Genomic DNA, 14,316 nt, shown 5'->3' on the forward strand with positions numbered 1-14,316 from the left:
CGGGGGCCCCCGGTCCCCCACCACCGTTCCCTCCCCGCCCACCCCCCCCCACCAACCACCCCCCCCCCCCCCCTCCCCGGCCGCTGCTACCGGCGCCCGTCGCGAGCTCGCGACGGGCGCCGGTTCCTACTCATGCGACGTGCGCGGTGCCGCCCTCCGCGGCGAGCGCGAGGGCGATCCGGCGGTTGGTCTCCCGCCACTCGTCCACCGGGACCTTGGGCAGGACGTCACCCCAGAGCGGCAGACAGGTGCCGCGCAGCTGGAGCATGCCGGCGGGACGGGCGATGAGCCACACGTGGAAGTGCGAACCACCGTCGCCCCAGCGGTTGATGTGGACGCGGGCGATACCGCCGAGCGACATGATCGCGCGCTCCACCCGCTGGAGCATCCCGCCGAGTTCGGCCGCCCGCTCGGGCGGCAGCTCGGCGAGGTCCCAGTGGCCGTGGGGGAGCAGCATCACCTGGGCCGGCACGCCCTCCGGCTCCGCGAAGCCTCGCAGCTTCCAGTGCTCGTCGCTCCAGAGCAGCGGCCCCTCGACCTCCACGCAGCCGGGGCACTCCCCGCCGTCCTCGCCCTTGCGCGGCGGCTCCGGCAGCACGGGCTCGTCCAGGACCTTGATCCGTACGTCCCCCTCGTAGGGGAAGACCTCCCACCAGGGGATGCCGCCCTCGGGCAAGGGTATCCGCTCGCCGATCGGCAACCTCTGGACGTACGCGCTGGGTTCGACTGTCATGATCACAGCCTCGCACACGGGGGCTGACCGCAGGTCGGCCTCCGGCGTGCCCGGGCCCGGGTGCCCGGGCCCGGTCACACCGCGTCGGTCAGCGCAGGCCGGCGAAGAGGTCGTTCTCGGGGACGGGGGCGTCGGTGGTGTCCCGGACCCGGACGAAGGTCTCCACGCCCATCAGGTCGGTGAACCGCTCCTTGCCCATCTTCAGGAAGAAGATGCTCTCGCCCTGGCTGGCGTGCGCGGCCAGCGCGTCGTACTTCTGGCCGCCGAACTCGGTGGTGTCCACCCAGGTGGTGATCTCCTCGTCGGGCAGCCCGATCTCGGGCATCTCGACGGCCTCCGCCGGGTCCTGCTCCTCCCATTCGCCGAACTCGCGCATGACCTCGCCGAACCGCTGCATCATCGAGCGCGGGGCCGTCGTCCAGTACACCTTCGGCGTCAGCCCGCTCAGTTCCAGCGCCGCCATGGTGATGCGGTTCGCCTGGATGTGGTCGGGGTGGCCGTAGAAGCCGTTCTCGTCGTAGGTCACGACCACGTCGGGCCGGTGCTGCCGCATCAGTTCGGCGAGGCGGGCGGCGCCCTCCTCCACCGGCGTGCGCCAGAAGGATCCGGGCGCGTCGTTGGCGGGCCAGCCCATCATCCCGGAGTCGGCGTACTCCAGGAGCTCCAGGTGGGTGACCTTCAGGACCTCGCAGCTCGCCTCCAGCTCGCGGCGGCGCATCGCGGCGACGGCCGCCGGATCGTGCCCGGGGTCGCCCGGCTTGACGCCGCCCGGTCCGTCACCGCAGCCGCCGTCGGTACAGGTGACGAGGACCGTGCGGATGCCCTCGGCCGCGTACCGCGCCAGGACGCCCCCCGTTCCGGTGGCCTCGTCGTCGGGGTGCGCGTGTACCGCCATCAGCGTCAGGGGCCGGTCAACCATGACAATCATCCTCCGGTCTGAAAAGTGTTCGGACCGAGTCTGCGTCACGCGGGCGGGTGTTCGCCCGCAATATCCGTTTGACCTGCCGTGCGGTGAGGGTCAGTCGAGGAGGCCGAGGCGCGGTCCGCCCCGGTCGTGCAGCCTGCGGAGGAAGCCGAGCACACCGGCGGAGCCGCCGGCCCAGAAGGCGGCGGGGCGGGCGAGACCGGCGTCGGGGAAGACCGGGCGGGACGGGGTGCCGCCGCTGCGGGTCAGGATGAGGGCGGCGATGGTCCCGGCGGCGTCCCAGAACTCCTCGGATCCCGAGGCCCCGGCGACGTCCACCATCAGGTCGCCGACCCCGGACAGCCCGCAGCACTGGGTGACCAGCGGCATCCGCGGCGCCAGGGCGGAGCAGGTACGGGCGGCCCGCCGGGCGAGGACGAGGTACCCGGGTTCGTCGAGGCGGTCGGCGGCCCGGACGAGCACCGCCCCGATCCCGGCCAGGCCTCGGCACCAGGAGCCGTAGCGGCGGGTCGCCCCCGGTCCGGCCGCCGCCGCGAGGACGCCCGGGGTGAGGGCGGCGAGGCCCGCGCACGCCTGCCGGGCCGTGCGGAGGGCGTCGGCGTCCCCGGTGGCGCTCGCGTACTCCAGCAGGAAGTACGCGACACCGGCGTCACCGTGGGCGAATCCCTGGCGCAGGGCGGCGCTGCCGATCGTGTGGGAGCCGATGGGCGACAGGCGGGCGCGGCCTGCGGCCAGCATCCGGGCGCATTCGGCGGCGACGGAGAGGTGGCGGTCGGCGAGCGGGGTGTCCCCGGCCGTGGCGGCGTGCCGGGCGAGCAGCAGGCGGCCGGTGCCGATGCCGGCGACGCCCTCGATCTGGTCGGCCTCGGGCGGTCCGCCGCCCGGTGCGCGGTCGGGCAGGGCCGGGTGGCCGGCCGAGAGGGACACCGTCGGCCCCGGGCCCGCCCCGGTTTCGGTTTCGGTTTCGGCTTCGGCGAGGAAGAGCTCGACGCCCGTACGGCCCGAGTAGAAGCCCGGTGACAGGCTCCGGGACCGGCCCGCCGTCCACCGGGCGAGGGCGTCGACGGCCTCGGACACCCCGGGCCGGTGGCGGTGGTGGAGGAGTTCCAGGCCCAGCCCGGAGCTCCCGCCGTAGAGGTCGACGGGTGTGGGGACGGCCGCGCGGGCGGCGAGCACGGGGTCGGCGATCCGTTGCGCCTCCTCGACGCAGTACGCGGCGGTGTGCTCGATGATCTCCGTGAGCAGGCCGTCCTCGAACCGGGGCCGGCCGGTTCCCCGTGACACGCGGGGCAGCGGATGGGACGCGCCGGTACGCAGGCGCTCGGCGCCGGCCGTCCGTACGGCCGGGTCGGGGTCGGTCAGCTCGGCGATCACCGTGCGGATCCACCGGTGTTCGTCGCCGGGCAGCATCCGGGCCAGGCCGGCGAGGGTGCGCTCACGGTTGACCGCGGCGTCCGGGTCGACGATCACCGGGTCCATGCCGGTGGCGGCGAAGCAGAGGGTGGCGCCCAGGGCGTGGTGGTCGTCGGCGGGTTCGGCCGGTCCGCTGCGGCGGCGCACCGGATCGCTGTAGCCGGGCGTCGAGCCGTCCGGTCCGGCGCCGTCCAGCGCGCTGATCCCGAAGTCGACCACGTGGCACCGGCCGTCGGCGTCGAGCACCACATTGTCGGGCTTGAGGTCACGGACGACCACGCCCCGGCGGTGGACGTCGTCCAGCACCCGCAGGAGCCGCACGGCCAGATCGGCGAGCGTACGGGCCGGCCGGTCGCCGCCGTCCCGCCGGTCGGGGTAGGGGCCGTGCTCGTTGACGTCCCGCCGCAGGTCGCGTTCGCCGCAACTGGTCATCACCAGGTACTCGTCCGCGCGGTGGCGGAAGTAGTCGAGTGCGCGGGGCACCCCCGCGACGGCGTCGAGCGCGGTCAGGACCCTCCGCTCGTTGCGCAGCCGGTCGCGGGTGTCGGCGCCGGATTCGTCCTCGGCCACGAAGGCCCGCGCCTGCTTGACCACCACCGGGAGCCCGGTGCCCCGGTCGACCGCGCGGTAGACGTTGCCCTGCGCCTTGCGGGCGATGCCGGCGGTGATCCGGTAGCGCCCGCCGCCCAGGCCGGGGTCGGGTCCGCCGCTCGGGCCGGCGCCGGGGCCGGCACCCGGTCCGCGGTTCCGTCCGGCACCCGGTTCGTCGCCGGGCCGGCCGGTGAAGGGGTCCTCGGCCCAGGGCGGGCACCGGTAGGAGGCGCCGGCGAGGCCGTCGAAGACCCGGCCGTCCGGGCCCGTCATGACCGATTCGAGGCGCCCGCTGCGGCCGGTCCGGTAGTCGCCGGTGAAGGGCCCGTAGCGGTAGTAGACGGGGGAGTCCGGGTCGACCCGCCGGTCGCTGACGATCTGCGGGCCCTCCCGGCCGCGCAGCACGGCGACGAGTTCCCCGGCGAGGGTGACGACGGTCCCGGGCGCCGGGTAGACCGTGATCGCCTTCCCGACGGCCCCCGCGCTCGGCACGCCGGAGTTGACGGCCCGCAGGGTCTCCGGGCTCCGGGCCCACTTCGCGTGGCACACGTGGCGGGCCAGCACCGGCAGGACCAGGCCGGTCACGGCCTCCAGCTCACCGGGCCGGGCGGAGACGTGCAGCTTCCACCCGTGGTCCACCGCCGGCATCCGCGGGTCGTTCAGGTACGACCAGGTGTCATCGGACCACCCGCTGCGGCCGGCGATGGACCCGGTCACCGTCAGGAGGTGAAGTCGCAGGCGAAGCGCGTGGTCGCGGTCACCCAGGGGTCGGCCAGGCAGGCCGTGGCGTCGTGGTCCGCGCGGTCGTCGTCCTCGAAGGTGATGGCCTCCTCGTCGACCACCAGCGGACCCGCGTCGCGAATCTCGTCGATCATGGCTACGGGCATGTGACGCCTCCAGGTCTCGTCATGCGTCCGGCGACGGCGCGGGTCGCGCCCGCCGTGGACCGCCGGGCCCGATGGGGCAGGCGTCCCGATCCACGACGGTAGGTAGGAATGATTGGTCTGACAAGGGGTCAGCACGCATGAGCTTCACAGGATGAGCACATTTATGGAGGATCGGTGTGCCCGATCCCCGGTCCGGCGAGGGGAGGCCCGCCGTCGGCGGGCGCGGGACCCCGGACCGGCCGTCCCCCGCGCGGGCGGGGGTCCGGCAGGCGCCCCGGGGGTGGCGCCTGCCGGGGTCGGTCAGCCGTCGTCGGCGGTCGGTTCGGCCTCGGCCTGGGCGGCGGCGCTCTCGGCGGCGTCGACCTTCTGCCGCATCTCCTCGGCCTGCGCGGTGTCCGCCGGACCCGGAGCGCCGCCGCCGTCGTCGGCGGGGCCGCAGGCGGTCAGGAGGGCGGCGCCGGCGAGGAGGACGGCCGCGAGGGCGGCGGCCGGGCGGCGGGTCACTTGCCGGACCCCTCGGTGTAACCGGCGCACCAGGTGGCCACGGACTTGAGGTCCTTCTGCCGGACCTGCAGGGTGGTCACCAGGCCCTTGCGGGCGGTCAGTCGGCCGTTGAGGTAGGTCTCGACCTCGCCGTGGCCCGCGGCCTTGGCGTTCGCGACCCGCTGCTGCATGCGGGCGACCGAGCCGACCACGGTGGCGTCGCCGTTCAGCCGGTTCAGCGCCTTGGTGATCCGCTCCTCGGTCTTCGGGAGCCGCTTGCAGATGTTCTTGGCGCCGTCGCCCTTCGGGGTCGACGCGGCGGTCGGGCCGCCGGTCGGCGCCGCCTCGGCGGGCGCGGCGATGAGCAGCGAGCCGGCCAGCGCGAGGGCGCCGAGGGCGGCGGCCCGGCGGCGGACGGGGAGGATGGTGGATGTCGGCATGGTGCGTCCTTTCTCCGACCCGGATCGGTCATCCCGGAGGCTAGGACGGCTTCTTGTGGAATCCCTGTGGAACGCGCTCAGCCGCCCCGGACGGCGATCCAGCTGCGCTGGGCGGGCAGTTCGACGGTCGGCGCGTCCGGGCGCGGCAGCGGCAGCGTCACCTCGATCCGGCAGCCGGTGCCGCCGGGCGGGACGCCGACGCGGACCGTGCCCCGGTGCAGGGCGGCCTGCTGGGCGACCAGGGTCAGCCCGAGACCCGAACCGGGACTGTCACGTCGGCGGTGGAACCGCTGGAACACGGCCTCCCGCAGCTCGGGCCGTACGCCGGGGCCGGAGTCGTCCACGGTGAGCCGGGCCGTCGCGCCCTCCGCGGCGAGGCGGACGAGGACGCGGGCCGGCGCCCCGTCCGTACGGCCGTGCACGGCGGCGTTGCCGAGCAGGTTGGCGAGCATGATCCGCAGGCCGGACTCCCAGCCGAACACCCGCAGTTCCTCCGGGGCCTCCACCGTGAACCCGGCCCGCGGATGGCCGCGCCGGGCCTCGTCGGCCGCCGCGTCGACGAGCTCGGCGAGGTCCACCGGGCGGAACGCGTCCAGCTGGACGAGGTCGCCCCGGGCCAGCGCGCTCAGCGCGGTGAGCAGGTCGAGCAGCCGGGTGTGGTCCTCCCGCAGCTCGGTCACGATCTCGGCCCGGTCGGCGGCGGGCAGGTCGGGGTGGGCGGCCAGGACGTCCAGGTTGGTGCGCAGGCTCATCAGCGGGGTGCGCAGCTCGTGCGAGGCGTCGGCGGAGAACGCGCGGGCCGTCTCCAGGGCGTGGGCGGTGCGCCGGGCCTGCTCGTCGTAACGGGTCAGCAGCAGGGCGAGCGCCGCGGAGAGCTCGTCCACCTCGGCGGTCCCGGTCCGCCCGGGCGCGAAGCCGTGCCCGGTGGCACCGGGCGGCGCCGGCGCGGCCGGGTCCAGGACGGCGGCGCGACGGCTGAGGCGGCGCAGCGGGGCGGTGGCCCGTTCGGCGAGCGCGAACCCGATCAGCGCGGAGACCGGCGCCGCGACCAGCGCCACGAACAGCACGCGTCGGCGCACCACGGCCGTCTGGCGGTCCGCCGGCCCGGTGGGGGAGACCACCCAGAGCAGGCCGGACGCGGGGGCGTCGGCGGACGCGCCGGCGGGGCCGGTGGTGACGGCGACGGTGAGCACCCGCCAGGCCGAGCCGTGCTCCCGTACCGTCACCGGGCCGCCCGGCGCGGCCGGGAGGACCCCGGGGCCGTCGGGCTGCGGGCCCACCGTCAGCAGCACCTCGCCGTCCGCGCCGGCGACCCGGACGCCCAGGTCGAGGGCGGTGTCCGTCACCTTGCGCTGCTGGTTCTGCTCGACCTTGGGCCGGCCCTTGCCGTCGGCGGCCACCAGGGTCCGTACGCCCGGCAGGAGGGCGGCCGCGCGGTCGTTGAGCCGGGCGTCCTGCTGCTGGCGCAGGTCGCGGCCGACCAGCGGCAGGAGCAGCAGCCCGGCGAGCACCACCAGCAGCGGCACCACGACGGCGGCCCAGAGCGCGATCCGGGTGGAGAGCCTCATCGCGGCCCGCCGGCGGCCGGCGGACGCAGCACGAAGCCCACGCCCCGGACGGTGTGGATCAGCCGGGGCCGCCCGCCCGCCTCGGTCTTGCGTCGCAGGTAGCTGACGAAGGTGTCGACGGCATCGCTGCGGACCTCGAAGTCGTAGCCCCAGACGCGTTCCAGCAGCAGCTCCCGGGAGAGCACCAGGCCGGCGTTCCGGGCGAGTTGGGTGAGCAGCTCGAACTCCCGGCGGGTGAGGGCGAGTTCCACGCCGTCGAGGCGGGCCTGGCGGGTGCCCGGGTCGATGGTGAGGGGCCCGGCGACCACCCGGTCGTCCGGCTGCGGCGGACGGCGGCGCAGCAGCGCCCGCAGCCGCAGGACCAGTTCCTCCAGCGCGAACGGCTTGACCAGGTAGTCGTCCGCGCCCGCCTGCAGCCCGGCGACCCGGTCGGCGGGCTCGTCCAGGGCCGAGAGCATCAGCACGGGGATGTCGTCGCCGCGGGCCCGCAGGCCGCGGCAGACCTCGGCGCCGCTGAGGCCGGGCATCGACACGTCGAGGACCAGCACGTCCGGCACGTCGGAGGCCATCCGGGCGAGCGCGCTCTCGCCGTCCTCGGCGAGGGCCACCGAGAAGCCGCTGAGGCGCAGTCCGCGCTCCAGGCTGCGCCGGATCGCCGCGTCGTCGTCCACCACCAGGACCCGCCCGCCCCCGGGGCCACCCACGGCCCCGCTCCCGCTCGCGCTCGTGCTCCCCTGCATCGGCCGCCTCCTCGTGTCCGGGCGCCGACCCTCTCACACGGGCGTCGCGGCCGGGTCCCGAGGGTGTCCGGCCGGGACGCCCGTGAGAGGGCCGGCGCCCGCGCCGCCGACGGGTGGGAGGCGGCCCGGCGTTCAGCAGGGCGTGACCGGCAGGGCCAGGGCGGCTGCGCCGACGAGGCCGGCGTCGGTGCCGAAGTGGGCGGGGACGACGGCGACGCCGCGGGCGAACGGGAGGGTGGCGTAGTCCGCCAGGCTGCGGCGGAGGGGGTCGAGGAAGAGCGGGCCGGCCTTGGCGACGCCGCCGCCGATGACGGCCGCCTCGATCTCGACCAGGGTCGCGGTGGCGGCGATGCCCGCGGCGAGGGCCCGGGCGGCGCGGTCGTAGGCGCGCAGGGCGAGCGGGTCGCCGTCGAGGGCGGCGGTGGCGACGGCGCCGGCCGAGGTGTCGGGGCCGGTGGGCCGCCAGCCGGCGTCGAGCGCGGCGCGGGCGATGGCGGTGCCGCTGGCGATGCCCTCGACGCAGCCGCGGGAGCCGCAGGGGCAGGGGCGGCCGTCGAGGTCGACGCTGATGTGGCCGAGGTGGCCGGCGTTGCCGGTGGGGCCGGGCCGGACGCGACCGTCCAGGATCAGGCCGGCTCCGACGCCGGTGGAGACGACGACGCACAGCGCGTTGCGGTACGGGCGGGCGGCGCCGCGCCAGTGCTCGGCGGCGGCCATGGCGACCGCGTCGCCGCCCAGCACGACCGGCAGGCCGCCGACCGCGGGATGGCCGGCGACCGCCTCCCGCAGCGGGAAGCCGCGCCAGCCGGGGATGTTGACCGGGCTGACGGTGCCCCGGTCGACGTCGACCGGGCCGGCGCTGCCGATGCCGAGCGCTCGTGCCCGTGGCCAGAGCGGGTGGGCGGCGAGGCGGTCGAGGACGCCGTGGACGGCGGCGAGGACGGCGGCCCCGCTCCCGCGGGCCGGTGTGGGCAGCTGGACCTGGTGGACCAGCACGCCGTCGGGGGTCACCAGGCCGCCTGCGATCTTGGTCCCGCCGATGTCCAGTGCCGCCAGGAGGGACTGCGGGACGGGGCGGCGGTCGTCGGTGGTGACGGACCGGTCATAACTCATTGTGACGTCTCCGGCGTTCGTGTGCTGGCGCGCGTCCCGCGGAGGGGGTGCCTCGCGGGCGGTCGTTCCGGCTGATTCTGACCAGCTCTGACAACGTTGTCCAGGCCGGACGGGTCGCAGTCCGGAAACGAGACTGATTCGTCATTCTGTTAGGCAAAAGTTTAGTAAACAAGGCGATCCCGGTTAACAAACCCGCTGGATATCAATGTTGACCGGTCTATGGACATGGCCGGGATATGACGTCTACGTTAAGCAGCCAACAGCCCGGGAAGCCCGAACGGACCTCTCTGGCTCCTCGTTCCCGTCGTCGATGACGACGCCGCGCCAAGGAAGTGCGAAGATGCGAAGAGGATGGGTGGCCGTCGCGGCCGCGACCATGGTTGTGATCACTGCCTGTAGCAGCAACGGTGGTGGGTCGTCGAGCTCCGCTGCGACCGAGGCCGCCGATCCCTCGAAGGTCTCCGGGAGCATCACGGTCCTGACCAACCGGACCGACCAGGTCAACGAGGGCGAGCTGCAGAAGTACGCCGCCGAGTTCAACAAGATCTACCCGAACGTCAAGGTGGAGTTCGAGGGCATCACCGACTACGAGGGTGAAGTCAAGATCCGCATGAACACCGAGAACTACGGTGACGTGCTGCTGATCCCGAACGCCCTGCCGCTGGGCCAGTACGCCAACTTCTTCGCCCCGCTGGGCGAGCCGGCGGACCTCACCAAGAAGTACGAGTGGACCGACTACGCGACGCTCGACGGCAAGGTCTACGGCATCCCGAACATCGGCATCGCCACCGGCATCGTCTACAACAAGGCGGTCTGGGCGAAGGCCGGCGTCACGGAGTGGCCCACCACGCCCGAGAAGTTCATCGAGGACCTCAAGGCGATCAAGTCCAAGACCGACGCCACGCCGTACTACACCAACTACAAGGACGGCTGGCCGCTGCGCCAGTGGAACGACCTCGTCGGCACGCCCAGCTGTGACGTCAACACCAACGACTCGCTGGCCGGGACCGCGCAGCCGTGGGCCTCCGGCAAGGACCACAACACGATCGACGGCCTGCTCTACTCGATCGTCAGGGAGAAGCTCAGCGAGACCGACCCCACCACCACCAACTGGGAGAACTCCAAGACCCTGCTGGGCACCGGCAAGGTCAGCGCGATGACCCTGGGTTCGTGGGCCGTCCCGCAGATGCGCAAGGCCGCCAAGGCCGCCGGCCAGAACCCGGACGACATCGGCTTCATGCCCTTCCCGACCCAGGTGAACGGCAAGTTCTGCACCGTCGTACGGCCCGACTACCGCTTCGGCGTGAGCAAGCACTCCAAGAACAAGGAGGCCGCGCGCGCCTGGATCGAGTGGTTCATCGGCAAGTCCGGCAGCGCCACGAGCGAGCAGCTGATCTCCGCGGTCAAGGGTTCGCCGCTGCCCGACACCTTCAAGCCCTTCCAGGAGAAGGGCGTGCAGATGATCGGTCAGAACCAGACGAAGACGGCCGTCGTGGACAAGATCGACAAGGTCTCCGAGGTCGGTCTGACCAACCCGGACTACCGCCGCAGGCTGGTGGACACCGCCCGCGGGGCCGCCTCCGGTGACCAGGCCGGTGTCTTCGCCGACCTCAACAAGAAGTGGTCCGAGGCCCAGAAGAACATCGGCTGACACCTGCCCCGGCGCAGCGGCGCGGCCGCCCGGGTGTCCCCCGGAGGCGTAGGCCGCGCCGTTGCCAGGGCGGTGGGCACGATCGAAGGAACGAGATGAGCACACTGCAGAAAGACAGGGGCCGGACCGCCACCGGAACGGCCCCGGCGGGCGGGCCGGAGCCCGCCCGGACCTCGCGCCGGCGCAGGCGCGTCAACCGCCGGTACTGGTGGTTCACCCCGTGGCTCTACCTGCTGGTCCCACTGGCCCTGCTGGTGACCTTCACGTACCTGCCGATCGTGGAGATGTTCCGCTACAGCCTGACCGACTGGGACGGCATCAGCACCACCAGCGAGAACGTCGGTGCCGAGAACTACACGGACCTGTTCACCCGCCCCGAGCTCTTCAAAGTGTTCGTGGTGAGCGGTGTCTACCTGGCCGCCGCCGTTCTGCAGATCGCCGCGGCGCTCTACTTCGCGACGGTGCTCAGCTTCAACACGCGGTTCCGCAACCTGTTCAAGGGGATCCTGTTCTTCCCCTACCTGATCAACGGCGTGGCCATCGGGTTCGTGTTCCTGTACTTCTTCCAGCCCGGGGGGACGCTCGACTCGGTCCTGCGCCTGGTCGGCGTGGACGGCGAGTACCTGTGGCTGGGCAACCCGGACTTCGTCAACAAGTCCCTCGCCGGTGTCTCGGTCTGGCGCTACATGGGCCTGAACATGGTGCTGTTCCTCGGCGCCATCCAGTCCATCCCCGACCACCTGTACGAGGCGTCCGCCCTGGACGGGGCCAACCGCTGGCAGCAGTTCCGGCACATCATCGCCCCGAGCATCAAGCCGATCATCAGTCTCAGCGCGATCCTGGCGGTCTCCGGCTCGCTGGCGGTCTTCGAGATCCCGTACATCATGACCGACGGCGCCAACGGCAGCCAGACCTTCGTGATCCAGACCGTGAAGATGGCGTTCAAGTTCGACAAGGTCGGTCTTGCCTCCGCGTCCGCCGTCGTCCTCCTGGTCCTGATCCTGCTCGTGACCTGGATCCAGCGCCGGCTCGTGCCGGAGGAGAGGGTTGAACTCTCGTGACCACCACCGCTCCCGCCACCCGGCGCGCCCCGCGCGCCCGCCGGCCCCGGCCGACCGCCGGAGGCACGGCCAAGTACCTCTCGCTGGTCATCGCCAGTACCGCCGTCCTCATCCCGCTCGTGGTCGTCCTGTTCGCCTCGCTGAAGACCAGCGAGGAGATGCTCACCACGGGGCCGCTGAGCCCGCCCTCCGACTGGTTCAACTTCGCCAACTTCGGTGACGCGTTCACCAAGGGCAAGATGCTCAACGCGTTCACCAACACCACGATCATCCTGCTGGTCTCGACCGCCGGCACGGTGCTGATCGGGTCGATGACCGCCTACGCCATCGACCGGTTCGAGTTCCGGCTGAAGAAGCTCGTGATGGGCCTCTTCCTGATCGCCACGCTCGTCCCGGGCGTCACCACCCAGGTCGCCACCTTCCAGATCGTCAACGAGCTGGGCGCGTTCAACACCCACTGGGCGCCGATCCTGCTCTACCTGGGCACCGACATCGTCTCCATCTACGTCTTCCTGCAGTTCATCCGCTCCATCCCGGTCTCGCTCGACGAGGCGGCGCGGCTCGACGGTGCCAACTCCTTCACCATCTTCTGGCGGATCATCCTGCCGATGCTCAAGCCGGCCATCGCCACCGTGGTGATCATCAAGGGCATCGCCGTCTACAACGACTTCTACATCCCGTTCCTCTACATGCCCTCCTCCGACCTCGGCACCATCTCCACCTCGCTGTTCCGCTTCAAGGGACCGTACGGCGCGCACTGGGAGACCATCTCGGCGGGCACGATCCTGGTCATCCTGCCCACCCTGATCCTCTTCCTGGTGCTCCAGCGGTTCATCTACAGCGGCTTCGCGGCCGGCTCGACCAAATGACCACCCCCCACCGTGCGGTGCCGGACCTGCGCCCCGGCACCGCACCCCGCACCGGCCGGGCAGCGGTGGTGAGTGCGCGTGTCACCATCCGGGACGTCGCGGCCCGCGCGGGGGTGTCCACAGGAGCGGTGTCGCTGGCCCTCAACGACCGGCCGGGGATCTCCCGGCCCACCCGGGAGCGCATCCGGGAGGCCGCCGCCGAGCTCGGCTGGACGCCCAGCGCGCCCGCCCGCAGCCTCGCGAACGCCACCCCGAAGGTCCACGCCGTCGGCCTGGTCGTCACCCGACCGGCCCGCCAACTCGGTCTGGAACCCTTCTACATGGAGTTCGTCTCCGGCATCGAGAGCGTGCTGGAACAGCGCGACGCCTGCCTGCTGCTGCGCCTGGTCCAGCACCGGGATCAGGAGATCGCCGTCCAGCGGCAGTGGTGGAGGGAACGCCGGGTCGCCGGCTCCGTCCTGGTCGACCTCCTCCCGGACGACCCGCGCATCCCGGCCCTCGCCGGACCGGGCATGCCGGTGGTCGCGGCCGGCCATCCGGACCTCGTCCGGGGCCGCGTCCCCGCCGTCTGGACCGACGACGAGGCGGCCGTCGAGGAGGCCGTGCGCTACCTGGCCGTCCTCGGCCACCGCCGGATCGCCCGGGTCGGCGGGGACCCCGCCCTCGGCCACACCGCGATCCGTTCACGCGCCCTGGAACGCACGGCCTCCGCGCTCGGCCTGGATCCCCCGGTCAGCCTGCCCACCGACTACTCCGGCGAGGCCGGCGCGCGGGCCACCCGCACCCTGCTCTCCTCCGCCGGCGGGCGGCCCACCGCCATCGTCTACGACAACGACATCATGGCCGTGGCCGGGATCTCGGTCGCCGCCGAGATGGGCCTGCACGTCCCCCGGGACCTCAGCATCGTCGCCTGGGACGACTCCCAGCTGTGCCGGCTCACCCATCCGACGCTGACGGCGATGAGCCACGACGTCCACGGCTTCGGGGCCCAGGCCGCCCGTACGCTCCTCCACCTCGTGGACCGAACGCCCGTACCGCACGGCCCCGCCCGGACCCCGGTCCTCGTCCCCCGCGGCAGCAGCGCGCCCCCCGGCGCCGGCTGACCCCGCCCCAGACCCCGGTCCGCCCCCGTCTCCTGTTGAGGGTCAGGAGCAACGGGGGCGGGCCGGACACCACCCACCGGAGCACCGCCCATGACCCCGTACCCGCCCGCCGCCGGGCTCCTCGTCAACGAGATCCGCCCCTACGCCTGGGGCTCGACCACCGCCATCCCGCGGCTGACCGGACGCACGCCCACCGGGCTGCCCGAGGCCGAGCTGTGGATGGGTGCCCACCCGGCCGCGCCGTCCCTGCTCGACCGGGGCACCGGCGGGGTCCCGCTCCACGAGGCCATCGCGCGGGCCCCGGAACAGGAGCTGGGCCGGGGCGTCCTCGGCCGCTTCGGCGCCCGCCTGCCGTTCCTGCTCAAGGTCCTCGCCGCCGAGCGGGCCCTGTCCGTCCAGGTCCACCCGACCACCGCGCAGGCCGAGGCGGGGTACGACGCCGAGGAGGCCGCCGGGGTACCGCTCGACGCACCCCACCGGCTCTTCAAGGACCGCCACCACAAGCCCGAACTGATCTGCGCGCTCGACGACTTCGACGCACTGTGCGGCTTCCGCCGGCCCGCCGCCACCGCCGGACTGCTCGCCCCGCTCGGCGTCGCCGCCCTGGACCCGTGGATCACCGTCCTGCGCACCGAGGAGCCGGCCCGGGCCCTGCGCACCGTCCTCACCGAGGCGCTCGGCACCCGGCGCGAGCGCGGCGTCGAGGCGGCCCGGGAACTGGCCGGCGCGCTGCGGCGGG

Annotated in this window: 14 protein-coding genes; 5 read left to right on the forward strand and 9 right to left on the reverse strand. The window is 73.4% G+C overall.

Annotated features, from left to right (window positions below):
• Positions 1 to 130: 130 nt before the first annotated feature.
• The 9 genes from ACWEQL_RS34860 to ACWEQL_RS34900 form a co-directional block, all read right to left on the reverse strand.
• Positions 131 to 733: a hypothetical protein gene (locus tag ACWEQL_RS34860; protein WP_452154394.1), complete on the reverse strand. Its 603-nt coding sequence runs from the start codon at positions 731 to 733 to the stop codon at positions 131 to 133.
• A gap of 88 nt (positions 734 to 821) precedes the next feature.
• Positions 822 to 1,652: a PIG-L family deacetylase gene (locus ACWEQL_RS34865; protein WP_452154395.1), complete on the reverse strand. Its 831-nt coding sequence runs from the start codon at positions 1,650 to 1,652 to the stop codon at positions 822 to 824.
• 99 nt (positions 1,653 to 1,751) lie between these two features.
• Positions 1,752 to 4,379 carry a class IV lanthionine synthetase LanL gene (lanL, locus tag ACWEQL_RS34870; RefSeq protein ID WP_452154396.1) on the reverse strand — a complete coding sequence of 876 codons (2,628 nt, stop codon included), beginning with the start codon at positions 4,377 to 4,379 and terminating at the stop codon, positions 1,752 to 1,754.
• 2 nt (positions 4,380 to 4,381) lie between these two features.
• Positions 4,382 to 4,537 carry an SflA family class IV lanthipeptide gene (locus ACWEQL_RS34875; RefSeq protein WP_452154397.1) on the reverse strand — a complete coding sequence of 52 codons (156 nt, stop codon included), beginning with the start codon at positions 4,535 to 4,537 and terminating at the stop codon, positions 4,382 to 4,384.
• 312 nt (positions 4,538 to 4,849) lie between these two features.
• Positions 4,850 to 5,053, reverse strand: coding sequence for a hypothetical protein (locus ACWEQL_RS34880; RefSeq protein WP_452154398.1), 204 nt, complete (start codon positions 5,051 to 5,053; stop codon positions 4,850 to 4,852).
• Complete coding sequence (locus tag ACWEQL_RS34885) at positions 5,050 to 5,472, reverse strand: hypothetical protein (protein WP_452154399.1); 423 nt, start codon at positions 5,470 to 5,472, stop codon at positions 5,050 to 5,052. Before ACWEQL_RS34885 ends, ACWEQL_RS34880 begins: the two co-directional genes overlap by 4 nt.
• A 77-nt stretch (positions 5,473 to 5,549) precedes the next feature.
• The gene (locus ACWEQL_RS34890) at positions 5,550 to 7,040 is read right to left on the reverse strand and encodes a sensor histidine kinase (protein WP_452154400.1); all 1,491 of its coding nucleotides are present in this window, start codon (positions 7,038 to 7,040) and stop codon (positions 5,550 to 5,552) included.
• On the reverse strand, positions 7,037 to 7,780 hold the full coding sequence (locus tag ACWEQL_RS34895; protein ID WP_452154401.1) for a response regulator transcription factor: 744 nt from the start codon (positions 7,778 to 7,780) through the stop codon (positions 7,037 to 7,039). The genes ACWEQL_RS34890 and ACWEQL_RS34895 overlap by 4 nt, the downstream gene beginning before the upstream one ends.
• A 132-nt stretch (positions 7,781 to 7,912) precedes the next feature.
• Positions 7,913 to 8,893, reverse strand: a complete 981-nt coding sequence (locus ACWEQL_RS34900; RefSeq protein ID WP_452154402.1) for an ROK family protein — start codon at positions 8,891 to 8,893, stop codon at positions 7,913 to 7,915.
• A 340-nt stretch (positions 8,894 to 9,233) separates the two neighbouring features.
• Between ACWEQL_RS34900 and ACWEQL_RS34905 the strand changes: the two genes are divergently transcribed.
• From ACWEQL_RS34905 to manA, 5 genes are all read left to right on the forward strand, one after another.
• A complete protein-coding gene (locus tag ACWEQL_RS34905) occupies positions 9,234 to 10,544 on the forward strand; it encodes an ABC transporter substrate-binding protein (RefSeq protein ID WP_452154403.1) in 1,311 nt (436 codons plus the stop codon).
• A gap of 95 nt (positions 10,545 to 10,639) precedes the next feature.
• A complete protein-coding gene (locus ACWEQL_RS34910; RefSeq protein ID WP_452154404.1) occupies positions 10,640 to 11,605 on the forward strand; it encodes a carbohydrate ABC transporter permease in 966 nt (321 codons plus the stop codon).
• Positions 11,602 to 12,474 carry a carbohydrate ABC transporter permease gene (locus ACWEQL_RS34915; protein ID WP_452154405.1) on the forward strand — a complete coding sequence of 291 codons (873 nt, stop codon included), beginning with the start codon at positions 11,602 to 11,604 and terminating at the stop codon, positions 12,472 to 12,474. The genes ACWEQL_RS34910 and ACWEQL_RS34915 overlap by 4 nt, the downstream gene beginning before the upstream one ends.
• Positions 12,471 to 13,577: a LacI family DNA-binding transcriptional regulator gene (locus ACWEQL_RS34920; protein ID WP_452154406.1), complete on the forward strand. Its 1,107-nt coding sequence runs from the start codon at positions 12,471 to 12,473 to the stop codon at positions 13,575 to 13,577. The genes ACWEQL_RS34915 and ACWEQL_RS34920 overlap by 4 nt, the downstream gene beginning before the upstream one ends.
• Before the next feature lie 90 nt (positions 13,578 to 13,667).
• A partial coding sequence (manA, locus tag ACWEQL_RS34925; protein ID WP_452154407.1) for a mannose-6-phosphate isomerase, class I occupies positions 13,668 to 14,316 on the forward strand: 649 nt, incomplete at its 3' end.

This window comes from Kitasatospora sp. NPDC004240 (assembly GCF_053603215.1).